The organism is Arthrobacter sp. CP30 (assembly GCF_053470025.1).
This window is the reverse complement of sequence record NZ_JBQEMM010000001.1, coordinates 614,641-638,687: the sequence shown is the minus strand read 5'-3', so window position 1 is coordinate 638,687 and position 24,047 is coordinate 614,641. Positions and strand designations below refer to the sequence as shown.

At 70.1% G+C, this 24,047-nt stretch carries 22 protein-coding genes; 16 read left to right on the top strand and 6 right to left on the bottom strand.

All coding sequences use genetic code 11. The annotated features are described in order from the left end of the window. Positions 1–99 precede the first annotated feature (99 nt). Genes gcvP through ACTIMO_RS03180 form a run of 4 tightly spaced genes read left to right on the top strand, consistent with a single transcriptional unit; the run spans position 100 to position 6,335 of the window. The gene (gcvP, locus tag ACTIMO_RS03195; protein WP_448181458.1) at positions 100–2,976 is read left to right on the top strand and encodes an aminomethyl-transferring glycine dehydrogenase; all 2,877 of its coding nucleotides are present in this window, start codon (positions 100–102) and stop codon (positions 2,974–2,976) included. 14 nt (positions 2,977–2,990) lie between these two features. Beyond that, positions 2,991–4,124 carry a glycine cleavage system aminomethyltransferase GcvT gene (gene gcvT, locus ACTIMO_RS03190; protein WP_448181457.1) on the top strand — a complete coding sequence of 378 codons (1,134 nt, stop codon included), beginning with the start codon at positions 2,991–2,993 and terminating at the stop codon, positions 4,122–4,124. Continuing rightward, a complete protein-coding gene (locus ACTIMO_RS03185; protein WP_422390908.1) occupies positions 4,121–5,494 on the top strand; it encodes an L-serine ammonia-lyase in 1,374 nt (457 codons plus the stop codon). The genes gcvT and ACTIMO_RS03185 overlap by 4 nt, the downstream gene beginning before the upstream one ends. A 16-nt stretch (positions 5,495–5,510) precedes the next feature. After that, positions 5,511–6,335: a methylenetetrahydrofolate reductase gene (locus ACTIMO_RS03180; RefSeq protein WP_448181456.1), complete on the top strand. Its 825-nt coding sequence runs from the start codon at positions 5,511–5,513 to the stop codon at positions 6,333–6,335. 193 nt (positions 6,336–6,528) lie between these two features. Here the strand turns inward: ACTIMO_RS03180 and ACTIMO_RS03175 are convergent, their stop codons facing one another. After that, positions 6,529–7,386 carry a helix-turn-helix domain-containing protein gene (locus tag ACTIMO_RS03175; protein ID WP_448181455.1) on the bottom strand — a complete coding sequence of 286 codons (858 nt, stop codon included), beginning with the start codon at positions 7,384–7,386 and terminating at the stop codon, positions 6,529–6,531. A 106-nt stretch (positions 7,387–7,492) separates the two neighbouring features. On the opposite strand from ACTIMO_RS03175, the gene ACTIMO_RS03170 reads away from it, so the two are divergent. Beyond that, positions 7,493–8,173: an SDR family NAD(P)-dependent oxidoreductase gene (locus ACTIMO_RS03170; RefSeq protein ID WP_448181454.1), complete on the top strand. Its 681-nt coding sequence runs from the start codon at positions 7,493–7,495 to the stop codon at positions 8,171–8,173. Positions 8,174–8,246: 73 nt separating this feature from the next. Here ACTIMO_RS03170 and ACTIMO_RS03165 read toward each other — a convergent pair whose 3' ends face one another. Then, positions 8,247–8,714, bottom strand: coding sequence for a VOC family protein (locus ACTIMO_RS03165; RefSeq protein ID WP_448181453.1), 468 nt, complete (start codon positions 8,712–8,714; stop codon positions 8,247–8,249). A 102-nt stretch (positions 8,715–8,816) separates the two neighbouring features. Here ACTIMO_RS03165 and ACTIMO_RS03160 point away from each other — a divergent pair, with 102 nt between their 5' ends. Further along, positions 8,817–9,794 carry a helix-turn-helix transcriptional regulator gene (locus tag ACTIMO_RS03160; protein ID WP_448181452.1) on the top strand — a complete coding sequence of 326 codons (978 nt, stop codon included), beginning with the start codon at positions 8,817–8,819 and terminating at the stop codon, positions 9,792–9,794. 188 nt (positions 9,795–9,982) lie between these two features. Here ACTIMO_RS03160 and ACTIMO_RS03155 read toward each other — a convergent pair whose 3' ends face one another. The 3 genes from ACTIMO_RS03155 to ACTIMO_RS03145 form a co-directional block, all read right to left on the bottom strand. Continuing rightward, a complete protein-coding gene (locus tag ACTIMO_RS03155) occupies positions 9,983–10,720 on the bottom strand; it encodes a GAF and ANTAR domain-containing protein (RefSeq protein WP_448181451.1) in 738 nt (245 codons plus the stop codon). Between the two features lie 185 nt (positions 10,721–10,905). After that, on the bottom strand, positions 10,906–11,349 hold the full coding sequence (locus tag ACTIMO_RS03150) for a MarR family winged helix-turn-helix transcriptional regulator (protein WP_055766305.1): 444 nt from the start codon (positions 11,347–11,349) through the stop codon (positions 10,906–10,908). 118 nt (positions 11,350–11,467) lie between these two features. Then, the gene (locus ACTIMO_RS03145; protein ID WP_448181450.1) at positions 11,468–12,301 is read right to left on the bottom strand and encodes an alpha/beta fold hydrolase; all 834 of its coding nucleotides are present in this window, start codon (positions 12,299–12,301) and stop codon (positions 11,468–11,470) included. 110 nt (positions 12,302–12,411) lie between these two features. Between ACTIMO_RS03145 and ACTIMO_RS03140 the strand changes: the two genes are divergently transcribed. From ACTIMO_RS03140 to ACTIMO_RS03095, 10 genes are all read left to right on the top strand, one after another. Continuing rightward, positions 12,412–13,161, top strand: coding sequence for a response regulator (locus ACTIMO_RS03140; protein WP_448181449.1), 750 nt, complete (start codon positions 12,412–12,414; stop codon positions 13,159–13,161). A 59-nt stretch (positions 13,162–13,220) separates the two neighbouring features. Continuing rightward, entirely contained in the window at positions 13,221–14,903 is a 1,683-nt protein-coding gene (locus tag ACTIMO_RS03135; RefSeq protein WP_448181448.1) for an ABC-F family ATP-binding cassette domain-containing protein, read from the top strand. A 224-nt stretch (positions 14,904–15,127) separates the two neighbouring features. Next, on the top strand, positions 15,128–16,264 hold the full coding sequence (locus ACTIMO_RS03130; protein WP_448181447.1) for a hypothetical protein: 1,137 nt from the start codon (positions 15,128–15,130) through the stop codon (positions 16,262–16,264). 98 nt (positions 16,265–16,362) lie between these two features. Beyond that, positions 16,363–17,568, top strand: coding sequence for an MFS transporter (locus ACTIMO_RS03125; protein ID WP_055768980.1), 1,206 nt, complete (start codon positions 16,363–16,365; stop codon positions 17,566–17,568). A 32-nt stretch (positions 17,569–17,600) separates the two neighbouring features. Next, on the top strand, positions 17,601–18,596 hold the full coding sequence (locus tag ACTIMO_RS03120; protein WP_448181446.1) for an ATP-binding cassette domain-containing protein: 996 nt from the start codon (positions 17,601–17,603) through the stop codon (positions 18,594–18,596). An 86-nt stretch (positions 18,597–18,682) separates the two neighbouring features. Continuing rightward, positions 18,683–19,468, top strand: a complete 786-nt coding sequence (locus ACTIMO_RS03115; RefSeq protein ID WP_055768982.1) for an ABC transporter permease — start codon at positions 18,683–18,685, stop codon at positions 19,466–19,468. 147 nt (positions 19,469–19,615) lie between these two features. After that, positions 19,616–20,581 carry an ABC transporter ATP-binding protein gene (locus ACTIMO_RS03110; protein WP_448181445.1) on the top strand — a complete coding sequence of 322 codons (966 nt, stop codon included), beginning with the start codon at positions 19,616–19,618 and terminating at the stop codon, positions 20,579–20,581. 2 nt (positions 20,582–20,583) lie between these two features. After that, positions 20,584–21,459 carry an ABC transporter permease gene (locus tag ACTIMO_RS03105; protein ID WP_448181444.1) on the top strand — a complete coding sequence of 292 codons (876 nt, stop codon included), beginning with the start codon at positions 20,584–20,586 and terminating at the stop codon, positions 21,457–21,459. Between the two features lie 33 nt (positions 21,460–21,492). Next, the gene (locus tag ACTIMO_RS03100; RefSeq protein WP_448181443.1) at positions 21,493–22,815 is read left to right on the top strand and encodes a sensor histidine kinase; all 1,323 of its coding nucleotides are present in this window, start codon (positions 21,493–21,495) and stop codon (positions 22,813–22,815) included. After that, positions 22,763–23,461 carry a response regulator gene (locus tag ACTIMO_RS03095; RefSeq protein WP_448181442.1) on the top strand — a complete coding sequence of 233 codons (699 nt, stop codon included), beginning with the start codon at positions 22,763–22,765 and terminating at the stop codon, positions 23,459–23,461. Before ACTIMO_RS03100 ends, ACTIMO_RS03095 begins: the two co-directional genes overlap by 53 nt. Positions 23,462–23,476: 15 nt before the next feature. Here ACTIMO_RS03095 and ACTIMO_RS03090 read toward each other — a convergent pair whose 3' ends face one another. Continuing rightward, positions 23,477–23,908 (bottom strand): hypothetical protein, encoded by a 432-nt coding sequence (locus tag ACTIMO_RS03090; protein WP_055766333.1) that lies wholly within the window; start codon positions 23,906–23,908, stop codon positions 23,477–23,479. Between the last annotated feature and the right edge of the window lie 139 nt (positions 23,909–24,047).

The window sequence follows — 24,047 nt, the reverse complement described above, 5'->3', positions numbered from 1 at the left end:
CAGGCAACGCGTCCTGCGGAAACTCTCAGGTCCCCTACAGAGCGGGGAGGAACCCGACCAGGCCTGCGCCCGCGCACCTCCCCGACGTACGGAGTTCCCATGAACGCCTCGCTGAACCCGACACCCGCCGCCCAGCCCGCAGCGACCTTCGCCGACCGCCACATCGGCCCCCGGTCCTCCGACGCCGGACAGATGCTGGAGGTCCTCGGCTACCCGAGCCTGGAGAAGCTGGTCGACATGGCCGTTCCCGCCAGCATCCGGCTGGACCGGGCGCTGAACCTGCCCGCGGCCCTCAGCGAGACCGAGGTCCTGGCACAGCTCCGCCGCATCGCCGGCCGGAACCGGACCGCCGTCCAGATGATCGGCCAGGGGTACTACGACACCGTCACCCCGCCCGTCATCCGCCGGAACGTCCTGGAATCGCCCGCCTGGTACACCGCCTACACGCCCTACCAGCCGGAGATCTCCCAGGGCCGCCTCGAGGCGCTGCTGAACTTCCAGACCATGGTGCAGGACCTCACGGCCCTCGACATCGCCAACGCCTCCCTGCTGGACGAGGCCTCCGCTGTGGCCGAGGCCGTCCTCCTCATGCGCCGCTCCGGCAAGAACAAGGGCCGCACGGTCGTCGACGCCGACGTCCTCCCGCAGACCGTCGCGGTGGTCCGCGGCCGCGCCGAGGCCCTCGGCTTCGACGTCGAGGTCACCGACCTCTCGGCGGGACTGCCCGACGGCGACATCAACGGCGTCGTCCTCCAGCAACCCGGTGCCTCGGGAGCGCTACGGGACCACGCCGGCGTCATCGCCGCCGCGAAGGAGCGCGGGGCCCTCGTGACGGTCGCCGCGGACCTCCTGTCCCTCACGCTCATCACCGCCCCGGGCGAGCAGGGCGCGGACATCGCCGTCGGCTCCGCCCAGCGCTTCGGTGTCCCGCTCTTCTTCGGCGGGCCGCACGCCGCGTACATGGCCGTCCGCAAGGGCCTCGAGCGCATGCTGCCCGGCCGCCTCGTCGGTGTCTCGAAGGACGCCGACGGCGCCCCCGCCTACCGCCTGGCCCTCCAGACCCGCGAGCAGCACATCCGCCGCGAGAAGGCCACAAGCAACATCTGCACCGCGCAGGCCCTCCTCGCCATCGTCGCGTCCATGTACGCGGTCTACCACGGCCCCGAGGGCCTGACGGCGATCGCACGCACCACCCACCAGCGGACCGTCGAGCTCGCTGCGGCCCTCGAGGGGTCGGCCGCCGCCGTCGTGCACGGCGCCTTCTTCGACACCCTGCTCCTGCGCGTACCCGGGAAGGCAGCCGAGTACGCCGACGCCGCCGAGGCCGCCGGCTACAACCTCCGCCGCATCGATGCCGACCACATCGGCATCTCCTGCGACGAGACGACGACGCCGGAGCACGTCGCGGCCGTCGCCGCAGTCTTCGGCGCCACCGTCGACGCCGCTGCGGACCGGGGGGAACGCATCCCGTCGGAGCTGCACCGGACGTCCTCCTTCATGACGCACCCTGTCTTCTCGCGGCACCGCTCGGAGACCGCGATGCTGCGCTACCTGCGGAAGCTCTCCGACAAGGACCTCGCCCTGGACCGCACCATGATCCCGCTGGGCTCGTGCACCATGAAGCTCAACGCGACGGTGGAGATGGAGTCCATCTCCTGGCCCGAGTTCGCGTCCATCCACCCCTACGCGCCGGAGAGCCAGACCGAGGGCTGGCGTGAGCTCATCACGGACCTCGAGGAGCGCCTCGCCGAGATCACCGGCTACGACCGCGTGTCCCTGCAGCCCAACGCAGGATCGCAGGGCGAGCTCGCCGGCCTCCTCGCGATCCGCGGCTACCACCGCTCGCGCGGCGACGACAACCGCACCATCTGCCTCATCCCGTCCTCCGCGCACGGAACCAACGCGGCATCCGCGGTCCTCGCCGGGATGAAGGTGGTCGTCGTGGGCACGGCGGCCAACGGCAACATCGACCACGACGACCTGCTCGCGAAGATCGAGCAGCACGCCGGGAACCTCTCGGCCATCATGATCACCTACCCCTCCACGCACGGCGTGTTCGAGGAGGACGTGCGCTGGGTGTGCGAGAAGGTGCACGCCGCCGGTGGCCAGGTGTACATCGACGGCGCCAACCTGAACGCCCTGGTCGGCCTCGCGCAGCCCGGCGAGTTCGGCGGCGACGTCTCCCACCTGAACCTGCACAAGACCTTCTGCATCCCCCACGGCGGCGGTGGGCCCGGCGTCGGCCCCGTGGCCGTGGCCGCGCACCTTGCGCCGTTCCTGCCCGGGGACGCGAACCGCGACGTCACGACGGACGACGCCCCCGGCAGCGAGGGCGGCACCCCCGTCTCGGGCTCGATGTACGGCTCGGCCGGCGTCCTGCCCATCTCCTGGGCCTACGTGGCCCTGATGGGCTCCGAGGGCCTGACGAGCGCGACGGCGCATGCGCTCCTCGCCGCCAACTATGTGGCCGCCCGCCTGACCGAGCACTTCCCCGTGCTGTACACGGGCGTGCAGGGCCTCGTGGCGCACGAGTGCATCCTGGACCTCCGCCCGCTGACCGCGACCACCGGCGTGACGGCCGAGGACGTGGCCAAGCGCCTCATCGACTACGGGTTCCACGCCCCCACGCTGTCCTTCCCCGTGGCGGGCACCCTCATGGTGGAGCCGACCGAGTCCGAGGACCTCGCGGAGCTGGACCGCTTCGTGGACGCCATGATCGCGATCAAGGGCGAGATCGACCGCGTGGCCTCCGGCGAGTTCAGCATCGAGGAGAGCCCGCTGCGGCAGGCGCCCCACACCGCGCAGCTGCTCATCGGTGACGACTGGACGCAGGCCTACCCCCGCGAGCTCGCCGCATACCCGCTCCGGGCGCTGCGCCACGACAAGTACTTCCCTCCCGTGCGCAGGATCGACGGCGCCCACGGCGACCGCAACCTGGTCTGCTCCTGCCCGCCCATCGAAGCCTTCGAAGACTAGGAACCCGAACCTCCATGAGCGAGCAGAGCAAGCACACCGCCCTCTACACCCAGCACGAGGCCCACGGGGCGTCCTTCACCGACTTCGGCGGATGGCAGATGCCCCTGAAGTACCGCAGCGAACTCGAGGAGCACCACACCGTCCGGAAGGCCGCCGGTCTCTTCGACCTGTCCCACATGGGGGAGGTCCTCGTCAGCGGGCCGCAGGCCGCGGAGTTCCTCAACTACGCGCTGGTCAGCAACCTGGCGGTGATGGCGGTCGGCAAGGCGAAGTACTCGCTCATCTGCACCGCGGAGGGTGGCGTGATCGACGATCTGATCACCTACCGGCTCGCCGAGGACTCCTTCCTCGTGGTGCCCAACGCCTCCAACGCACCCGTGGTCGCCGAGGCCCTGCGGATCCGTGCGAACAGCTTCGACGTCGCCGTGGAGGACCAGTCGGAGGCGACCTCGCTCATCGCGGTCCAGGGACCGACGGCCGAGGCGGTGCTGCTCGATCTCGCCCGTCCCGAGGACGGTGCCCTGATCCGTGAGCTGAAGTACTACGCGTCGGTCGAGCTGGAACTCGCCGGGCTGCCCGTCCTGCTGGCGCGCACCGGCTACACGGGCGAGGACGGTTTCGAGATCTTCATCGGCAGCAACGTCGCCGTGCGGCTCTGGGACGCCGCACTCCGGGCGGGTGACGCCCACGGGCTCCTGCCCTGCGGACTCGCAGCCCGTGACTCACTGCGGCTCGAGGCGGGCATGCCCCTCTACGGGCACGAGCTCGGCCTGGACACCAACCCCTTCGAAGCGGGGCTCGGCCCCGTGGTGAGCACCAAGAAGGCCGACGACTTCGTGGGCCGGGCGGTGCTGGAGCCGCTGAAGGCCGTGGAGCCGGCGCGCCGCCTGGTGGGCCTCCGCGCGGTCGGCCGCCGGTCCGCGCGGGCGGGGTACGACGTCGTCGTCGACGGTGTGCCGGTCGGTACTGTCACGTCCGGCCTGCCGAGCCCCACTCTCGGCTATCCCGTCGCGCTCGCCTATGTCGACGCGGCCCACGCGGCCATCGGCACCGAGGTGCAGGTCGACCTGCGCGGACGTCCGGAACCGTTCACCGTCATCCCGACCCCGTTCTACAAGCGGGAGAAACCGGCCGGACCAGCGCAGTGACGATCAGCGCCTTCGACCTCTTCAAGATCGGGATCGGACCCTCCAGCTCCCACACGGGCGGACCGATGACCGCCGCCTACCTCTTCACCGATCTGCTCCGCACCAGTGGGCTCCTCGTGGATGTGCACCGGGTGCAGGTGGACCTGTTCGGCTCGCTGGGCGTCACCGGTCACGGCCACGGAACCGTCAAGGCCGTGCTCCTCGGCCTCGAGGGTGACCAGCCGCACCTCGTCGACCCGACATCGGCCGACGCCCGCGTGGCCTACATCGGTGAGTGCAGGTCCCTGCATCTGGCCGGGGAGAGGCGCATCTCCTTCGATCCGGAGACCGACGTGCTACTGCACCGGCGGCAGCGGCTCGATTACCACACCAATGGCATGCGCTTCTCGGCATACAATGCGGCCGGTGATCGTATGCAGACGAGGGAATACTTTTCGGTGGGCGGCGGCTTCGTCCTCGACGAGGACCAGATCGGCTCGGAGACCGCCGTGCTGAAGCCCGTTCCCGTCTCGCATCCGTTCGATACCGCGGACCAGCTCCTCGGCGTCTGCGGTGCCACCGGGTGGTCCTTCTCCGACGTCGTCCTCGCCAACGAGCTCTCCTGGCGCTCGGAGGAGGACGTCCGCTCCGGGCTGCTGGAGATCTGGTCCGTCATGCAGGACACCATCCGTCGGGGGACCACCACGGGCGGCATCCTCCCCGGCGGTCTGAGCGTGCGGCGACGGGCTGAGCGGCAGCGCCAGCTGCTCGAGAAGGCGGACGATCCGAACGACCGCCTCGGGACGATGGAGTGGGTGACGCTGTTCGCCCTCGCCGTGAACGAGGAGAACGCCGCGGGCGGCCGTGTGGTCACCGCCCCGACCAACGGCGCGGCAGGCATCATCCCCGCCGTCCTCAAGTACTACGTGGACTTCGTGCCGGGAGCGGACGACGACGGCGTGGTCCGGTTCCTGCTCGCGGCCACGGCGATCGGCTCCCTCTTCAAGAAGAACGCGTCCATCTCCGGCGCCGAGGTCGGGTGCCAGGGCGAGGTCGGCTCTGCCTGCGCCATGGCGGCGGGTGCCCTCGCCGAAGTGCTGGGCGGCACGCCCGAGCAGGTGGAGAACGCCGCGGAGATCGGGATCGAGCACAACCTCGGGCTCACCTGCGATCCCGTGGGCGGTCTCGTGCAGATCCCGTGCATCGAGCGGAACGCCGTCGGGGCGATGAAGGCCATCACCGCTGCCCGCATGGCGGTGCGCGGCGACGGGCAGCACCACGTCTCGCTGGACGTCGCGATCAAGACCATGCGGGACACCGGCGCGGACATGATGGACAAGTACAAGGAGACCGCGCGCGGCGGCCTGGCCCTGAACGTCGTGGAATGCTGAGGACGGTCGGCACGCTGTGACGGTCCTGCCCGACCTGCCCGTCCGCGTCGAGGTGATCCCCGGGGAGAACCTGGTGGAGAAGCTCCGCGCGCACCTTCCCGCTCCCGCGACCGTCACTGTCACCTGCCTGCCCCAGCACGGTCCGCGGGCAGCAGTGGACCTGGCGGTCGAGCTCGCCGCTGCCGGGTACACGGCCGTCCCGCACCTGGCCGCGCGGTCGGTGGCGGATCGGACGGAGCTCGGCGATCACGTGGGCCGGTGCCTCGACGCCGGGATCACGGACGTGTTCGTCATCGGCGGCGACGCGCCGGTGGCCGCAGGCCCCTACGTCTGGAGCGGCGCCCTCATGGAGGAGGTCGCGGGGCTCTCGGGCGGTGCCCTGCGCATGGGGATCGCCGTCTACCCCGAAGGGCACCCGGCGACGGCGGAGGACGCCCTCCTGACCACGCTGCGGTCCAAGCAGGATCTCGCTTCCTGGTGTGTCACGCAGCTCTGCTTCGACCCGGACACGGTGCGGACCTTCCCCGCCAAGCTCCGCACAGAAGGCATCACGCTGCCCGTGTGGGCCGGCATCCCCGGTCCCGTGCGCATGAGCCGCCTGCTGCGCCTCGCGGGATCGATCGGCGTCGGGCAGTCGCTGGGCTTCCTCAAACGCTCGGCCGGCGGCTCGAACTCCGGCTCGGTGCTGCGGCAGCTGGTCACCTCGGCCTCCTACGATCCGGCGCCGCTGGTGGAGGCCCTCGACGGCGCCGGCTATGCGGGACTGCACCTCTACAGCTTCAACGACCTCGCGGAACTGGCCGACTCGGGTCTCGTGGGACCCGTCGCACCGGGTTCCTGAAGGCGACCACCCCGCCGAACAGCTCGATGCCGTCGGCACGGCGGCGACGCGCAAGAGGTGCCCCTCGGGTCCGCCCTCTGCCCGCTCCGGGTGGCGGGTCCGCCGTCGTCCGGGCTGGAGGGCGCGCGTTCGACACAGCGAGGAGACGAGGCATCAGGGACGGCGACCGTCCTGCCGGCGGATCCGGGCAGCGTCAGCCGGCGGCGGTCGCGCTCCCTGCAAACCCGGACGACAGGTCCTGGAGCCCTGTCACCCGCAGGAGGTCCAGCTTCGCGTCGTCCTCGCTGCCGGGCACCGCGGTGTAGACGACGATCCGCAGGTCCCCGCCCGGTACCGACAGCACATCACAGTCCACGGTGATGGGTCCCACGGACGTGCGGGTCACGGTCTTGCGGCTGGCGCGGTGCTCGGCCACCCGGGCCTCCGCCCACCGCCGCTCGAACTCGGGCGACGTGGCCCGCAGCCGGGACACGAGGCGCTGCAGCCCCCGGTCCTGCGGATATCGGCCCAGGGCGGCGCGCAGGTCGGCCGTGAGGTCGGCGGAGAACTCCTCCTCGTGCTGCTCGTCGAACTCGACGCCGTCGTGGCCCGTGGTGAAGTACCGCCACACCAGGTTGCGCTCCATCCCGACGAGCCGGGAGGGATCGCCGGCGAGCGCCGCCCAGAGCGGATTCCACAGGAGGATGTCGTGCGTCGCCGTGAACACCGCCATGGGCACGTCGCCCAGCCGGTCGATGATGCGGTGGACCCCGGGCGTGATGTGGTGCGGTACGACGGCGGGTGACGGTGGTGCCGCGCCGGCGGAACGGTACAGGTGGTCACGCTCGCCGGAGTCGAGGCGCAACGCGATGGCCAGCGCGTTCAGGAGTTGGGGGGACGGATGGGTGGCGCGCCCCTGCTCCAGCCGCACCACGTAGTCCACGCTCACGTTCGCCAGGGCGGCGAGCTCCTCCCGCCGCAGCCCCGGGCTGCGACGGCCGAACCCCCCGGGCAGTCCGACCTCGGCCGGGGTCAGCCGGTTGCGCAACGCGGAGGACACTGGCGAATACACTCATGCACCCATCCTCCCGTGCCACGGCGCGGAGAGGGTGGTACTGCCGGTCCTACCGTCGAGCGGTACCTTTGCCACCGGCCGGTGCCGGGAGAGCCTTGAGGACATGACAACCACACTGATCACCGGGGCCAACAGAAGCCTCGGACTCGAGACCGCCCGCCGCCTCGTCGAGGCCGGCCACACCGTCTACGCCGGGATGCGAGACACCGCGACCGGTGCGGCGGCCCGCGCCATCGGCGCCCGTCCTGTCCAGCTCGACGTCGACGACCAGCAGAGCGTCGATGCCGCCATCGCGTCCCTGCCCCGCCTCGACGTGCTGGTGAACAATGCCGGGGTGCTCGGGACCTCCTTCGGGGTCGACGACCTCTCCGCGGAAGCCCTTCGCGCGGTGCTGGACACCAACGTGGTGGGACTCGTCCGCGTGACCCAGGCCGCCCTGCCGCTGCTCCGTGCGTCGGACGCCCCCGTCATGGTCGACGTGGCCTCGGGCGTGGGCTGGCCGCGCCTGCTCAGTACCGAGGGCACCGATGAATCCGGTGTCCTCGCCATCCCCTACGCGGCGTCGAAGGCCGCGGTGATCGCCCTGACCGTGCAGTACGCGAAGAACCTGCCCGGCTTCCGCGTCAACGTGAGCGATCCCGGCTACACGGACACCGACTTCAACCACCACAGCGGCCACCAGACCGTGACGGAGGGTACGGACGCCACGGTGATGCTCGCAAGCCTCGAGGCCTCGGGCCCGACGGGGCAGTTCCACGACCGGCGCGGGCGCATCGACTACTGACCGCAGGCAACCACCCTTCGCGGTGGGCGGCCAGCCCGGACGGCCCGGGATGACCGCTCGCCGCGGGCGGCCCTCAGTCGGCGCGCGCCTCCCCGGCGACGTCGAGGATCCAGGTCACGCCGAAGGAATCCGTCACCATCCCGAAGCCGGGGCTCCAGGCCGACGCCGCGAGGTCCTCGACGATCGTCCCCCCGGCCGACAGCCCCTCCCAGTAGTGACGGACCTCCTCCAGTGAGTCCCCTCGCACCGAGACGAAGAAGGGCTGCTCCGTGAGGGTCATGCCGTTCGAGCGGGTGGTCGAGCCGGCCGTCGTCGCCGAGGCCCCCGACGCCCCTGGGACGTCATAGGCCATCAGGCGGAAGCCGCCGGGTGCCTGTACCTGCCCGAACACCACGCGTCCGGCGTCGGGTGCATCGGCGGGCATCCCGAGGTCACCGTAGGTGGTGATGGTGCTCTCGCCACCGAAGACCGAGAGGTAGAACTCCAGGGCCTCGCGGGCCGTGCCATGGAGATTGAGGTGTGTGGTGACGGTGATGCTCATCGAGGAACTCCCTGTGTCGAGGATGCCGGGCCTTTCCCGGTGACACCACCGTCGCAGCAGTGCAGGACGGTTTCGGTCCTGCACTCGGCCTACCATCGGAGCATGGCCACGACCAGTTCCCGCCTCCTCACCCTCCTCTCCCTGCTCCAGACCCGGCGGGACTGGCCCGGAGCGCTCCTCGCCGAACGTACCGGCGTCAGCCACCGCACGGTGCGGCGGGACGTCGACCGGCTGAGGGAGCTCGGCTACAGCATCCGGGCGACCATGGGGCCGGACGGCGGGTACAGGCTCGACGCCGGCAGCACCCTTCCGCCCCTGCTGTTCGACGACGACCAGGCCCTGGCGCTCGCCGTGGCACTCCGGAGTGCGGTGTCATCGCAGCCGGGCGTCGGCGAGGCCGCACTGCGGGCCCTCGCCACCGTCCGGCAGGTCCTGCCTGCACGCCTGCGCCCGCGGCTCGACGCCCTCGAGTTCACCGCGCTGCCGCCCAGCGGCAGGGACGTCCCCGATCCTCCGACTCCGCAGGTGCTCCTCGCACTCTCCTCCGCAGTCCGTGCGCAGCAGGTCCTCCGCTTCGACTATGCAGGTGCCGCCTCGGCGGCTCCGCAGGGGAGCGACGGCCCGCGCCGGGTCGAACCGCACCACCTCGTGACGCACGGCGGACGCTGGTATCTGGTCGCCTGGGACCTCGAGCGCGAGGACTGGCGCATCTTCAGGGCGGACAGGACCACACCGAGGCTGCCGACCGGGCCCCGATTCACACCGAGAGAGCTGCCGGACGGGGGAGTCGCCGGGTTCGTGTCCCGACGCTTCACGGGGGCGGCGGACGGTGGCGGCTGGCCGTGCGTCGGTACGGTGGTCCTCGGTCGGCCGGCCGGGGAGGTGCTGCCCTTCGCGGGAGACGGCGTCGTCGAGGACCTGGGGCCGGCATCCTGCCGCCTGCGCGCTGGTTCGTGGTCCTGGGTGGCGCTCGCAGCGTCCCTCAACCGCTTCGACACGGACGTGCGGGTGGTCGGGCCACCCGAGCTCGTCGCGGCCTTCCGGGTGCTCGCGGACCGGAACCGGGCGACGTCTGCCTGAGCCGTCCGCCGTCCGCCGTCCCGCCACCGTCCAGCATCGCTGGGCGGCCACCGTCCTGTCGGCGTCGTGTCCATCCGCTCGCTGGGCGGCCGCGTCCTGCCGGACCGGCCCTGCCGCTGTTCCGTCGGACCGTAGTGCGCGTCCTGTCCGGCCGGCCCTGTCGCTGTTCCCGTCGGGCTGGAGGGTGCCTAGTCCGAGAAGTGGGTCTCGGCGGGCGAGCTGGAGATACCGCTGACCATCCGCTCCGCGATGTCCCGCACCTTCACGTTCTGTGCGTTCGAGGCCCGCTTGAGCATGTCGTAGGCCTCGCTCTGCGTGCAGCGGTTCTGCCCCATGATGATGCCGATCGCGATGTCGATGGTGGTCCTCGACTCCATGGCGGCCTTCAGGTCCGACGACGTGTTGGCGTGCTTCGAGACCCGGAGCACCATCTGCAGCGCCTTGGCTGCCTGGGCCGCGAAACCCTCGGCGAGCTCCTGCGTCGTGCTGGTGAAGGTGCTGGGGGCCGCCGCGTAGAAGTTCAGCGCCGCTCCGCTGTCGGCACCGAGGACCAGGGGCACGCCCATCATGGAGTAGTACTCGCGGCTCGCCACCGCTTCGAAGTAGTCCGGCCACCGGCCGTCGGTGCGGACGTCGTCGACCACCACGGTGCTGCCGGAGCTGATCGCGTGCAGGCAGGGACCATCTCCGAAGCCGTACTGGATCTCGTCGAGCACCCTCGCCTCGTCGCTGCTGCACGCGACGGTGGTGGCGAGTCTCCGGTGCTGGTACGTGACCCCGCACTGCACCTCCACCGTTCCGCCGAGGATCCGCGAGGAGAGGCCTGCGAGGTCCTCGAGGAACTGGTCGACGCTCTCATTGCCGAGCATGAGGTCCTGCAATTCGGAGGCGGCTGCTGCCGCCGTCCCGTGCTGATCGTCGTTCACCGGGTCAGTTTACGATAGATCGCTAGTCTGTCTAGCTATCTCGGAGGCCTCCGCGGGTCACGTCGATGAGCCCGCGGCCCGCGGTCACGCGGAAGCGGCCCTGCTCCCGCATGAGCGACGGCAGAACGGCCGCCCCGAGGGGCGGCCGTTCTCCGTTCTCTTGAGAAATCTACGGGACCCGCGGGTCAGACGACGGCTGCTGCCGGCTTCTGGCGCTGCGGGGCGAGTTCACCAATGATGCCACGAAGGAGGCTGCGGAGCTCGAAGGATTCCAGGCCCTCCCCGACCATCAGGGTGCGTTCGATGTCCTCCGCCTTCGCCAGGGCATCGATGCCCTCAGGAGTGATGGTGATGCGCTGGCTGCGGCGATCGATGCTGTCGCGGATGCGGGAGATGAAGCCCTGCCGCTCGAGCTTCTCGATGGTCTTGCCGATCGTCTGGGCCTGCACGTGGACGGCGAGGGCGAGCTTGGCCCCCGTCATGGTGCCCTGGCGGGACAGGACGCCGAGGGTCGTGTAGCCCGCATGGGTGATCCCGATGTCGAGCAGCCTCTCGTTCCACGCGTGGTCGACGAGACGTGCTGCCGTGGTGAGCAGGCGGCTGGTTGACCACTCTTCCAGTTCAGACATGCGATGTTCCTCCAGAAGCTTTGGAACACCCGGCCGGTACTGCTGACCAGCGCCGGCCGGGTGTCGTGTCGTTGCAGGCGGTCGGTGAAGCAGGACGGGACCAGCTGCAATACGTCTACTATGCGCTTCGATCTTCAAGTTTTCCCATCGTGCCGCCCGAAGCTTCCGGTAAGATCGGCTCGGCCACTGGCAGTCGATGGCGCGCGAACGCCACGATCTCCGCGGCCACCCGGTCCGCCGCGGAGTGCTGGACCACATGCGGCTCCCCGTCGATCTCGACGCAGAAGCCGTCCTGCGCACGGTCCGCGAGTTCGTGGCACCACCGCCGTCGCGCTACCGGGTCGCGGCTCCCCCTCAGGACCAGCACGGGGCATTCCAGCCGCTCCACGGCGCGCTCCAGCGGGTATCCGAGCATCGGTCCGAGCTGGCGCACGTACCAGCGCAGGCCCGTCCTCAGGTAGTCGGCGAAGACCATCAGGTTGGCGCCCGCGCTCTCCCGGAGGGTGTCACGGCCGAGTGACGCCGCCTGCTGCAGGACGGTACGTCGGCGCCGGTCGACGACCGGCCCCATGAGGACGACGCCCCGCACGGACGCGGGTGCACGCAGGCCGGCGGCTGTGACGAACTGCACGCCCATCGAGTGCCCCACCAGGATGCAGGGCGGGATGCCGAGCAGGTCCAGCGCCTCGACGATCAGGGCCGCATGGTCCTCGATGCCGAGCCGGGTACGGGGTCGCGGGTCCCGGCCGTAGCCGGGCAGGTCTACCGCGTGCACGTCGGCGTCCGCGGCGAGTTCCGCGCGCAGGCGGTCGAGGTAGCGGTGTGTCATGCCGAGCCCGTGCACCAGGACATAGGGGGATCGAGACCGGGCCGGAGCGGCGGGGCCCGGCGTCGTCCGCACGGTGATCGTGTATCCGCGGATCTGCACCGTACGGAGAAGGGTCGAGGGCATCCGAAGATTCTATGGCGGCACGGCCGCCGTCACTGCACCGCGCCTGGCAAATAGTCGGCCGGATCGCCGGTCCCGTCCTCCGCGGAGCCGATCTGTGGAATTCTTGGATCATGTCCGTTCCCCCGTCGCAGCGTAGCGCGCTCATCGTCGAGGACGATCCGGACATCCGGGAGCTGCTGGCCGTCACGTTGCGGATGAACGGTTTCACCGTCATCGAGGCCGCGTCCGGGCACGCGGGCCTGGCGGCGCTGAAGGAACACCGGCCCGATCTCATCACCCTCGACCTCAACCTGCCCGACCTCGACGGCGTCGAGGTGTGCCGCCAGTGCCGCGCCGTGAGCGATGCCTACATCGTGATGGTGACCGCGCGGCAGGACGAGATCGATCGACTGATCGGCCTCGAGACCGGCGCGGACGACTTCATCGGGAAACCCTTCAGCCCCCGGGAACTCTCGGCGCGCGTCTCCGCGATGTTCCGACGTCCCCGGACGGGTCCGTCCGCCGTGACCGGGACGGCGCCACCGGCACAGGGACCGGACGGCAACGAGATGCTCCGCCACAACGACCTGCTGATGGACGTGGAAGGCCGCGTGGTCTCGCTCGACGGCCAGGAGCTCGCCCTGACACGCATCGAGTTCGACCTCCTCGAGACCCTCATGACCGGCGCCCAGCGTGTGTGGACCAGGGAGGCGCTCCTCAACCGGGTGTGGGGGGACGGCTGGAGCCAGGACCACCACCTCGTCGAGGTGCACATCCGCAACCTGAGGAAGAAGCTCGGCGAGGACATGAGCAACCCCCGCTTCATCCGCACGGTGCGGGGCGTCGGCTACCGGATGATGCCGAGCGAACCCCAGCGCTGACGGGTCCGGTCCCGGTCCGGCCGTCCTGCCGCCCCGTCCATGGGTGGAACACTGGAAGGGTGGCTCACCTCGACATCTCCGGTATCGACTACTTCCTCTCCGACGGCAGGCAGCTGCTCAACGGCGTGGCCTTCAAGGTCGGCGACGGACACAAGACCGCCCTGATCGGCCCCAACGGCACCGGAAAGACCACCCTCCTGCGCATCGTCGCCGGCGACCTCATCCCGGACGAGGGCTCCGTGAGCCGCTCCGGGTCCATGGGCATCATGCGGCAGTTCGTCGGGCAGGTGCGCGACGACACCACGGTCCGCGACCTCCTCGTCTCGGCCGCGCCGCCTGTCCTCGCGGCGGCGGCGCAGCGGATCGACGACGCCGAGCTCGCCATGATGGATGCCGAGGACGAACCCACGCAGATGGCGTACGCCCAGGCGATCGCCGACTGGGGGGACGCCGGCGGCTACGAGCTCGAGACGACGTGGGACGAGGTCACGATGGCGGCCCTCGGGGTGCCGTTCGATCGTGCACAGTACCGGGCGGCGTCGTCCCTCTCCGGCGGGGAGCAGAAGCGGCTCGTGCTCGAGGCCCTGTTCTCCGGCCCGGACGACCTGCTGCTCCTCGACGAGCCGGACAACTATCTCGACGTGCCCGGCAAGCGCTGGCTCGAGGCGAAGCTCCGCGACTCGAAGAAGTCGGTGCTGTTCGTCAGCCACGACCGCGAACTGCTCGCCAACGCGGCCACGCGGATCGTCACGCTGGAACCCGGGGCGCTCGGCGCGTCCTCCTGGACACACGGAGGCGGCTTCGAGACCTACCTGAAGGCACGCGAGGACCGGAACGCGCGGTTCGAGGAGCTGCGCAAGCGTTGGGACGAGGAGCACGTCAAGCTCAAGGAACTCGTCAACATGTACAAGAACAAGGCGGCGTTCCGCTCCGACATGGCCAACCGCTACCACGCAGCGCAGACCCGGCTCGCGAAGTTCCTCGAGGCCGGGCCGCCCGAGGCCATCCCGCTCGAGCAGAACGTCTCCATGCGCCTGGCCGGTGGTCGTACGGCGAAGCGCGCCGTCGTCGCGCAGAAGCTCGAACTGACGGGCCTCATGAAGCCGTTCAGCACCGAGGTCTGGTTCGGCGACCGTGTGGGCGTCCTCGGCTCCAACGGTTCCGGGAAGTCGCATTTCCTCCGCCTGCTGGCCGGTGGCGGCTCGGATCCGGACAAGGAGCACCTGCCGGTGTCCGACGTCGACATCAGGGCCGTGCCGCACGAGGGCTCGGTGAAGCTCGGGGCGCGGATCCGACCGGGTTTCTTCGCGCAGACGCACTCGCGCCCCGACCTCCTCGGCCGGACACTGGTGGACATCCTCCATCGCGGCGATGAGCACCGTTCGGGGCTCGGACGGGAGGCGGCCTCGGCCGTCCTCGACCGCTACGGACTGGCTCCGCAGGCCGAGCAGCCCTACGACTCCCTGTCCGGCGGACAGCAGGCCCGCCTGCAGATCCTGCTGCTCGAACTCTCCGGGGCCACCCTGCTGCTGCTCGACGAGCCCACCGACAACCTGGACCTGCACTCGGCCGAGGCACTGGAGCGTGCCATCGATTCCTTCGAGGGCACGGTGATGGCCGTGACGCACGACCGCTGGTTCGCGCGGAGCTTCGACCGCTTCCTCGTCTTCGGTTCCGACGGCAAGGTCTACGAGACCAAGGAGCCGGTGTGGGACGAGAGCCGGGTGGTCCGGGCCCGGTGAGGCCCCGGTTTCCACAGGCACGCCCCCTGCCATGAGCCGGCACCGGGTCCTCCGGTCCCACCCGTCCACACGCTCTCCACAGGGTTATCCACATTCGGTGGATAACCCTGTGCGAATCCGCCGGACGCCGGGCTTTCCGATGGCTTTCCGGGCCCGGCGGCGCTCCCTTGTACAGTGAACGACGGCGCCGTAGGGCGTCGCAGCGGACACGGGGGCGAGCGACGATGGACACGGGGACGACGACGCCTGCCCCCGACGCTTCCACCCCGGGTACCGCGGTGGAGGTACCCACCCGCGCCCGGCGCCTGCGTCCCGCCCTGATCGCGGGGGCGGCCGTCCTGCTCGTGGTCGTTGCCGCGGTGACCGGCGTCGCCCTCGTCAACCACACCGTCCTCGGGCCCGCCCGGGCCGTCGAGGCCTACCTGGATGCGCTCGTCGCGGGTGACGCCGAGAGATCCCGCACCCTGATCGGTGACGGTGACGGTGACGGTGACGGTGACGGTGCCTCGGCGATCCTCCTGTCCGACGCCGTCTACCGCTCGGCCGAGGACCGGCTGACGGGGTACGAGGTACAGGACGTCACGGTGCTCGGGGACACGGCGACGGTGGCGGTGGACCTGATGCAGGACGGCGCCGCGACGCGGTACGCCTTCGAGCTGACGCGCACCGGAAGGACAGCCCTCGTGCTCGACCAGTGGAGGCTCGACGGGCCGGAACCCCTCCGGGACATCCGCGTCCTGGTGGACGAGAGGCTCGGACTGCTCACCGTCAACGGCGTCGACCTGGCGCTTCCCCCCGGCGGCGCTGCTCGATACCCCGGTCTGCGGTCGGTGATGCTGCCGGCCCTGCCCGGCCGCTATGTCGTCTCGCCGCCCGCGCCCTCCGCCCATCTGTCCTACGGCAGCGAGCAGCAGGTCGTGGTTCCGGTGGATCCTCGGTTCGCGCCCGGCGGGGTGCTGCTCGAGCCGGCTCCAACACCCGCCGCGGAGGCGGAGGCGGTGGACCGGGTCGAAGCGCTCCTGAACGCCTGCATCGCGAGTTCGGACGCCGCTCCCGCAGGATGCCCCAACCGGTCCTTCCTGTTCGGCGACCCCGAGGACGTCCGGGTTCCGCGCTGGACCCTCGACCGTGCGCCGACCTACTCCCTCGAGAAGGGCTACGACCCCGGGGTGTACCGGCTGACGGGCCACGACGCGCAGGCCACGTTCTCGTACGAGCGCAACATCGAGTTCGACCGCGGGGAACCGGCACGATGGACCCGCGAGGAGGATCCGCAGCCGCTGCTGATCACCGCCACCGTGACGGTATCCGCCGATGGGCTCGACGTGGACCTCGATCCGGACGCCGGGACCGGCGGCTGACGGATCCTCCGGCCTCCGTCACGCCGCCTGTGTCCCGTTTGTTGCTCGTGATCGTCCCGCCTACGGTTGATCAGGTGAAGCCCGCCGTCCGATCCGCCATGTTCGCCACCTACGCCATCTTCGGGCTGAACGGACTCGTCTTCGCGAGCTGGGCCGCCCGTATCCCCGCAGCCTCCACCACCCTCGGCCTCGCCTCGGGCCAGATGGGTGCCCTGCTGCTCGTGGGCGCCGTCGGCTCCGTCCTGTCCCTGCCGCTCGCGGGGATCATCGCTGCACGCTTCGGTACCGCCAACACCGTCCGCATCGGGGGAACCGCCGCCGCGCTGGCCGCCGGCGCCGTCGCGCTGGGTCTGTTCATCGTGTCCGTCCCGGTGGTCGCCGTCGGCCTGTTCCTGTTCGGGTGCGGGATCGCCCTGTGGGACGTGGGGCAGAACATCGAGGGGGCCGCCGTCGAACGCCTCGTGGGCCGTACCATCATGCCGCGCTTCCACGCGGCGTTCAGCGGTGGCGCCTTCGTCGGAGCGCTCGTCGGCGCGGGCCTCTCCGCGCTCCAGGTGACACTGTCCGCCCATCTCGTGGCGGTCGCGGTCCTCAGCCTTACGGTCTCCCTGTGGACGCCTCGCTCCTTCCTGCCGGAGGAGGCACCGGACGCCTCGGCCACGGCGCCCGACGGCGGACGTCCGCGCGGTTTCGGGGCGTGGGGGGAACCCCGCACCCTGCTCATCGGCCTCGTGGTCCTCGGCGCCGCCCTCACCGAGGGCGCGGCGAACGACTGGGTCGCCAAGGCCAGCGTCGACGGCCTCGGCACGTCGGAGAGCACCGGAGCCATCATGTTCGCGGTCTTCGTCGCGGCCATGACGGCGCTGAGGTTCGTGGGCGGTCCCCTGATCGACCGTTTCGGACGGGTGCGTGTCCTCCAGGCGAGCCTCGGCTCCTCCCTCGCCGGGCTCGCACTGTTCGTCCTCGCACCGAACGTCCCCCTCGCCGCGGCCGGCGCGATCCTGTGGGGTGCGGGCGCCGCGCTGGGGTTCCCGATGGGCATGTCCGCTGCCGCCGACGAGCCGGAGCGTGCCGCTGCGCGCGTGTCCGTCGTCTCGACGATCGGGTACACGGCGTTCCTCGCCGGACCACCGCTCATCGGATTCCTCGGAGACGTCGTCGGGATCCGGAACGCCCTGCTGGCGGTGGGCGTGGCGGTCCTCGCATCCTTCCTCGTCGCCCCTGCGGCGCGGGAGCGCGGCACCGACGTCGGAGATCCCGAGGACGAGGATGCATTGCGGACAGCTTCTGACCAGCACCCCTAGGAACAGGGCGGGCATCGCCCTACCCTTCATGCATGGCAATCATCGAGGCAGAAGGTCTGAAGAAGACCTATTCGTCGAAGAGCGGGCCCGTCCATGCTCTCGACGGTATGAATCTCTCCGTCCCCCAGGGGACGGTCAAGGCCCTGCTGGGCCCCAATGGCGCAGGCAAGACCACCGTCGTCAAGATCCTGACCACCCTCATCCAGCCGACGGCGGGGACAGCGCACATCGACGGCATCGACGTCCTGCGAGAGCCGAAGGCCGCACGGCGCATCATCGGCGTCTCCGGCCAGTACTCCGCGGTCGACGAGAACCTCACCGGTTTCGAGAACCTCGAGATGGTGGGGCGGCTCTACCACTTGGGTGCACGTGAATCGAAGCGCAGGGCACAGGAGCTGATCGAGCAGTTCGAGCTCACCGAGGCCGGCAACCGGCCGGTCAAGGGGTTCTCCGGTGGCATGCGTCGCAGGATCGACCTGGCCGGTGCGCTCGTCATCAACCCGAAGATCCTGTTCCTGGACGAGCCCACCACCGGGCTCGATCCCCGGAGTCGCCTCTCCCTGTGGGGGATCATCAAGGACCTCGTGCGGGACGGCACCACGCTGCTGCTCACCACGCAGTACCTCGAGGAAGCGGACCAGCTCTCGGACGACATCGCCGTGATCGACGGCGGAAAGGCGATCGCGGAGGGCACGGCGGACCAGCTGAAGGCGCAGATCGGCGGCCACCGCGCCGTGGTCTCCCTGGTCCACTCCTCCGACGCCGCCTCCGCCCGTGAGATCCTCGGGCGGCACGGTGACGGCGAGCCGCTCGTCGGGGACGACGGACGGAGCATCGAGGTGGCCGTGAGCGACGGCCCGCGGGCGCTGCAGTACATCCTGTCGGACCTCGGCGAGAGCGGTATCGAACTGCACGACGCCGGCATGCGGCGGCCCAGCCTCGACGACGTCTTCCTGACGCTGACCGGTCGGCGCGCCGAGGCCTCGGACACCAAGGACGCATCGACCCAGAAGGAAACGGCAGCATGAGTGTCCTGGCATCCGAGGGCCGGCAGCCCGAGCACCAGCAGGCTTCACCCTCCGGTTCCGGCGTGGAACCGCCGTCTGAGCTCGCCATGTGGTTCTCCGACGGCTGGACGGTCACGAAGCGCAATCTCACCAAGCTCAAGCGGTCCCCGGACATGCTGGTCTTCGCGATCCTGCAGCCCATCATGTTCGTGCTGCTGTTCAGCCAGATCTACGGCGGGTCCATCGAGGTGGAGGGCAGCGACTACACGCAGTACCTCATGGCCGGCATCTTCGCGCAGACGGTGATCTTCGGCTCCACGTTCTCCGGATCGGCGATGGCGCAGGACCTCAAGGACGGCATCATCGACCGTTTCCGCACGCTGCCGATGAGCTCGTCGGCGGTGCTGATCGGCCGCACGAACAGCGACCTCGTGCTCAACGCGCTCTCGGTGATCATCATGATGGGCACGGGCCTGCTGGTCGGCTGGCGGGTGAACACCTCGCTGAGCAGTGCACTGGCCGGGATCGGGCTCCTCCTCCTGTTCTCCTATGCCTTCAGCTGGGTGATGGCGCTGCTCGGCATGTCGGTGAAATCGCCGGAGGTCATCAACAACGCGTCCTTCATGATCCTGTTCCCGCTGACCTTCATCTCCAACGCGTTCGTCCTGTCCTCCACCCTGCCCGGTCCCCTGGAAGCCTTCGCCAACTGGAATCCCGTCTCCGCGCTCGTCCAGGCGGTGCGCGAGCTGTTCGGGAACACGGGGACGGTGCCGGTGCCGGATGCGTGGCCCATGCAGAACGCCGTGGTCACGGTCATGGTCGGGATCGTCCTGATGCTCGTGATCTTCGTCCCCCTGTGCATCCGGAAGTTCGCCTCGATCAGCTCGCGCTGACACGTCGCCGTCGTCCGAAAGGGGTACGGCGCACTCCTCGGTGATCATCCCTGGGGCCGGTGATTCGTCACCGGCCCCAGGCCTACTGTTGGTTGTACCGGGCCCGCGTCTGCGGCTCCCGTGTCGTCACCAGTCGAAGGAAGAACCATGATCGAGGCACAGGCCCTGTCGAAGCGGTACGGAGCGAAGGCTGCCGTGGATTCCGTCTCCTTCACCGTGCATCCGGGAAAGGTCACGGGCTTCCTCGGCCCCAACGGTGCCGGCAAGTCCACCACCATGCGCATGATCATGGGCCTGGACAACCCCAGCGGTGGCCGGGTGACGGTGAACGGCCGGCCCTATGCCCAGCACAGGGCGCCGCTGCGCGAGGTCGGCGCCCTCCTCGACGCGAAAGCCGTCCACACCAAGCGTTCCGCGTACAACCACCTCCGGGCGATGGCGGCCACCCATGGCATCCCCGACAGCAGGGTCAGGGAGGTCATCGAGCTCACCGGGCTCGGATCCGTCGCCAAGAAGCGTGTGGGCGGGTTCTCCCTGGGCATGGGGCAGCGCCTCGGTATCGCGGCTGCGCTCCTCGGCGATCCGCACACGGTGATCCTCGACGAGCCCGTCAACGGCCTCGACCCCGAGGGCGTGCAGTGGGTCCGCCACCTGGCGAAGGGCCTGGCATCGGAGGGCCGCACGGTCTTCCTCTCCTCGCACCTGATGTCGGAGATGGCGCTGACAGCGGACCACCTGATCGTGATCGGGCGGGGCCGCATCATCGCGGACGCCCCGATCCAGTCGATCATCGACGGGCAGGGCAAGGCCCGGGTCCGTGTCCGGGTCGATCGCCCGCAGGACCTCCTCGGCAGCCTCGCCGGCGAAGGAGTGACCTCGCAGGTCCTCGAACCGGAGCTGGTCGAGATCACCGGCGTCGAGCCCCGCCGCATCGCGGAGGTCGCGCTCCGGGAACGCGTCCTCGTCTACGAACTGACGCCCCTGCAGGTGTCCCTCGAGGACGCGTACATGCAACTGACCCAGACCGAGGTCGAATACCAGTCACACGACCTGCCCCTCACGCCGGCGACGCCGGACATGCAGCAGGTCCCCACGCACATGGAAGGGCGCTGATCATGGCAACATCGACCCCACAGGCTCCCGCCCGGCAGCGGCCGCGCCAGGAACAGCTCCCCGGCGTCACTTTCGGCCGTGTCCTCAAGTCCGAGTGGATCAAGGTCACCACGGTGCCCTCGACGGTGATCCTGATCGTGACGACGATCGTCGTCATGGTGGGCATCGCAGCACTCCTCGCCTGGCAGACGACCTTCCTGTTCGACGCCCAGAGCGACCCCGACATGGCTGCGCAGATGCAGGCGCAGGGGGCGCCGGATGCCGCGGAGATCTCCCGTGACATCCCCGGGTCGGGACTGATCTTCGGTCAGCTGCTCATGGCCTCGTTGGCGGTCGTGCTGATCGCCTCCGAATGGGGAACCGGCATGATCCGGTCCACCATGGTGGCCGTGCCCAACCGCACGTCCGCCCTGCTCGCCAAGCAGCTGATCATGGCCGCGGTCTCGTTCCTGGTGGGTGCAGGTTCCGCCCTGATCGGGTACGTCGTCGCGCAGCCCATCCTGGACACCGCAGAACTCGGCTTCAGCCTCGACGCCGACGGTGCGCTGCTGCACATCATCAACACAGGGTCTGTCCTCGCGCTCGTATCGGTCTTCGCCATGTCCGTCGGCACACTGATCCGCAACACCGCGGGCGGTGTGGTCACGTCGATCGGCGTGCTGCTCGTCCTGCCCATCCTCGTCGCCATCTTCGGTGGCGGGACCGAGTGGGTGGCTGACGCGGCACGGTTCCTCCCCAGCTCGGGTGGCGAGCAGATGGTCGCCACGACCATCCAGGACGGCGATCTGAACCAGTGGCAGGGCTCCCTGGTCCTCGGCGGCTGGGCGCTCGTCCTCCTGGCGGCGTCCCTCCTGGTGACCAAGAAGCGGGACATCTAGGACGATGACCGTCCCACCTCATGACGCCCGGTCATGAGCACTAGCCCCTCGGTGAGGGAGACCGCGGAACGAACGGCCGCGGTCTCCTTCACCGAGCTCAATGCCCGCCGGCTGGGTCCCGTCCGGCGGTTCTTCCGCAGGTATCCGCGGGCCATGGACGCCGTCGTGGTCCTGGTGTTCGTGGCGATCACCCTGCCCAGTGCGCTCTTCCTGATCGTCGACCAGGCGTCATGGCTCGGGATGCCCGGGCTGGTCCTCGCCGCGACGGCGCTCGCCTTCCGGCGGGACCGACCCCTGGTCGTCCTCGCCTTCGTCTCCGTGCTCGACGTCCCCATCGGCATCCTGACCATGGGTGAGGGCAGCAGCGGAATCGCCGCGATGTTCGCGCTCTACGCCGTCGCTGTCGCCCACCCGCTCCGTACCACCCTCGTCGCCGCGGTCTCGGCGACGATCCTCTCGGTCGGCTCGCTCTTCCTCATCCCCGCCGAGGCGTTCGCCGAAGCGCCGGGCGCGGTCTGGGTCATCAGCGGTTTCGTGGTGATCTTCCTCGGGATCGCCGTCGGGGTCGGCGTCACCGTCCGACGTGACCGCGAGCACGAGAGCGAGCTGCGCGAATGGGCTGCCCGCAACGCGGAGCTCGCCTCGGCGGGGGAGCGGAACAGGATCGCGCGGGAGATGCACGACGTCGTCGCCCACTCCCTGACCGTCATGGTGGCGCTCTCCGACGGAGCAGCCGTCGTCATGAAACGGGATCCGGACCGTGCCACGGCCGTGCTCAAGGAGCTGTCCGGCACGGGCCGGACGGCCATCGCCGACATGCGCCGCGTCCTCGGGGTCCTCCGGGCCGAAGCCGCGAGCGAATCCCTGCAGCCGCTGCCGGCGTCGAGTTCGCTCGCCCACCTGCTCGACGGCTTCCGGGCGGCCGGGCTGCCGCTGCGGGTGACCGCGAGCGGTCCGAGACTGCCGGACGACCCTGCCTTCCAGCTCACGGTCTACCGGATCCTGCAGGAATCCCTGACCAACGTCCTGCGGTACGGCAAGGGCGTTACGCTGGTGGACATCTCGATCGCCCGGACGGGCCACCTGGTGTCACTGCGGGTCGCCGACGACGGCCGGGGCGCGATGGACCCCGCAGTGTCGCTCGGCTCCGGCCAGGGCATCGCGGGCATGCGTGAGCGGGCAGCCATCTACGGCGGATCGGTCGACGTCGGGGCGAGACCCTCGGGCGGCTGGGTCGTCGAGGTGCAACTGACGGTTCCCGACGCCGACGGCGGTCCGGGGCATCAACGGGGGAAAGAGAAGGATGACGACGCAGCACAGCACGGAGGGCACGCCCATCAGGGTTCTGCTCGCTGACGACCAGCCACTCCTGCGCATGGGCTTCAGGCTCATCCTCGAGGGGGAGCCGGATCTCGAGATCGTGGGTGAGGCCTCCACGGGTGGTGAGGCCGTCCGGATGACCACGGAACTCACCCCCGATGTCGTGCTGATGGATGTGCGGATGCCCCTCGGGGACGGCATCGAGGCGACCCGGCAGATCACGGGCTCGGGCTCCGGCGCGCGCATCATCATCCTGACGACGTTCGACCTCGACGAGTACGCGTTCGCCGGCCTGCAGGCCGGTGCTTCGGCGTTCCTGCTGAAGGACGTGGCGCCGGAGGAACTCGTGCACGCCGTGCGGGTGGTCGCGAGCGGTGACGCCGTCGTCGCCCCCCGCGTCACGCAGCGCCTCCTCGAGACCTATGTGCGGTCCCTGCCGCCCGCACACCCCACGAGGACGCCGGACCGGCGCCTGACCGAACTGACGCCACGCGAGCGTGAAGTGCTGGAGGCGATCGCGGAAGGGCTCTCCAACGCGGAACTCGCGGGCCGGTTCTTCCTCTCGGAGGCCACCATCAAGACGCACGTGCGGCGGATCCTCACGAAGCTCGACCTGCGGGACCGCGTGCAGGCCGTGGTGTACGCCTACGAGAACGGGATCGTGGTGCCCGGACCGGCCTGACCTCCACCGCTCGGATCAGGGGCAGGTGAGGACGCGCTCGAGGTTCTGACCGGTCCAGGTGCCGACGTTCGCGCGGACGCGCAACGTGTAGGTGCCCACGGTCGTGGACGTGCGGGTGATGGTCGTGGACCGCGGGCTCGCCGGCACCGCATTGGTGGTGACCTGGCCGGTCGGGGCGGTCAGGGTGACGGTGTAGCCCGTGGCGCGGTCCACGGCACCGAAGTCGGTGAGGGTGACCGTCATGGAGAGCTTCGTCGAGGTGCAGCTGAAGGTTCCGGTGACGCCGGCGGGGGCCGGGATCGCGTAGGTGCCCACACTCAGGTCGGCGCGTGCCGCGTCCGAGAAGGCAGCCTGCGCGATCGTGGGTACCCAGGTGAGGATGACGACGGCGACGACCAGCTGCACGAGCAGGCGGATCCGGCGCACGGCGGTCCGGGTGGTGCTCATGGTGGTCCTTCCTCTGCGTCATGGGTGATGTGCCGCGTCGGCGTCCGTCGGTGCGTGATCCGCCGAGCGGCCGCGGGCCGCTCGGCGGGAGTACGGGGATCCCGGCGTCCTGGCGTGGGGACCAGGGCGCCGGGACGAA

Excerpts from the sequence above, each read along its gene's own strand:
- ACTIMO_RS03110 (WP_448181445.1), top strand. The coding sequence starts at position 19,616 with ATGATCGAGGCACAGGCCCTGTCGAAGCGGTACGGAGCGAAGGCTGCC.
- ACTIMO_RS03150 (WP_055766305.1), bottom strand. The coding sequence starts at position 11,349 with ATGTCTGAACTGGAAGAGTGGTCAACCAGCCGCCTGCTCACCACGGCA.
- ACTIMO_RS03165 (WP_448181453.1), bottom strand. The coding sequence starts at position 8,714 with ATGAGCATCACCGTCACCACACACCTCAATCTCCATGGCACGGCCCGC.
- gcvT (WP_448181457.1), top strand. The coding sequence starts at position 2,991 with ATGAGCGAGCAGAGCAAGCACACCGCCCTCTACACCCAGCACGAGGCC.
- ACTIMO_RS03170 (WP_448181454.1), top strand. The coding sequence starts at position 7,493 with ATGACAACCACACTGATCACCGGGGCCAACAGAAGCCTCGGACTCGAG.
- ACTIMO_RS03095 (WP_448181442.1), top strand. The coding sequence starts at position 22,763 with ATGACGACGCAGCACAGCACGGAGGGCACGCCCATCAGGGTTCTGCTC.
- ACTIMO_RS03145 (WP_448181450.1), bottom strand. The coding sequence starts at position 12,301 with ATGCCCTCGACCCTTCTCCGTACGGTGCAGATCCGCGGATACACGATC.
- ACTIMO_RS03120 (WP_448181446.1), top strand. The coding sequence starts at position 17,601 with ATGGCAATCATCGAGGCAGAAGGTCTGAAGAAGACCTATTCGTCGAAG.
- ACTIMO_RS03105 (WP_448181444.1), top strand. The coding sequence starts at position 20,584 with ATGGCAACATCGACCCCACAGGCTCCCGCCCGGCAGCGGCCGCGCCAG.
- ACTIMO_RS03090 (WP_055766333.1), bottom strand. The coding sequence starts at position 23,908 with ATGAGCACCACCCGGACCGCCGTGCGCCGGATCCGCCTGCTCGTGCAG.
- ACTIMO_RS03140 (WP_448181449.1), top strand. The coding sequence starts at position 12,412 with ATGTCCGTTCCCCCGTCGCAGCGTAGCGCGCTCATCGTCGAGGACGAT.
- ACTIMO_RS03100 (WP_448181443.1), top strand. The coding sequence starts at position 21,493 with ATGAGCACTAGCCCCTCGGTGAGGGAGACCGCGGAACGAACGGCCGCG.
- ACTIMO_RS03115 (WP_055768982.1), top strand. The coding sequence starts at position 18,683 with ATGTGGTTCTCCGACGGCTGGACGGTCACGAAGCGCAATCTCACCAAG.
- ACTIMO_RS03160 (WP_448181452.1), top strand. The coding sequence starts at position 8,817 with ATGGCCACGACCAGTTCCCGCCTCCTCACCCTCCTCTCCCTGCTCCAG.
- gcvP (WP_448181458.1), top strand. The coding sequence starts at position 100 with ATGAACGCCTCGCTGAACCCGACACCCGCCGCCCAGCCCGCAGCGACC.
- ACTIMO_RS03125 (WP_055768980.1), top strand. The coding sequence starts at position 16,363 with ATGTTCGCCACCTACGCCATCTTCGGGCTGAACGGACTCGTCTTCGCG.
- ACTIMO_RS03130 (WP_448181447.1), top strand. The coding sequence starts at position 15,128 with ATGGACACGGGGACGACGACGCCTGCCCCCGACGCTTCCACCCCGGGT.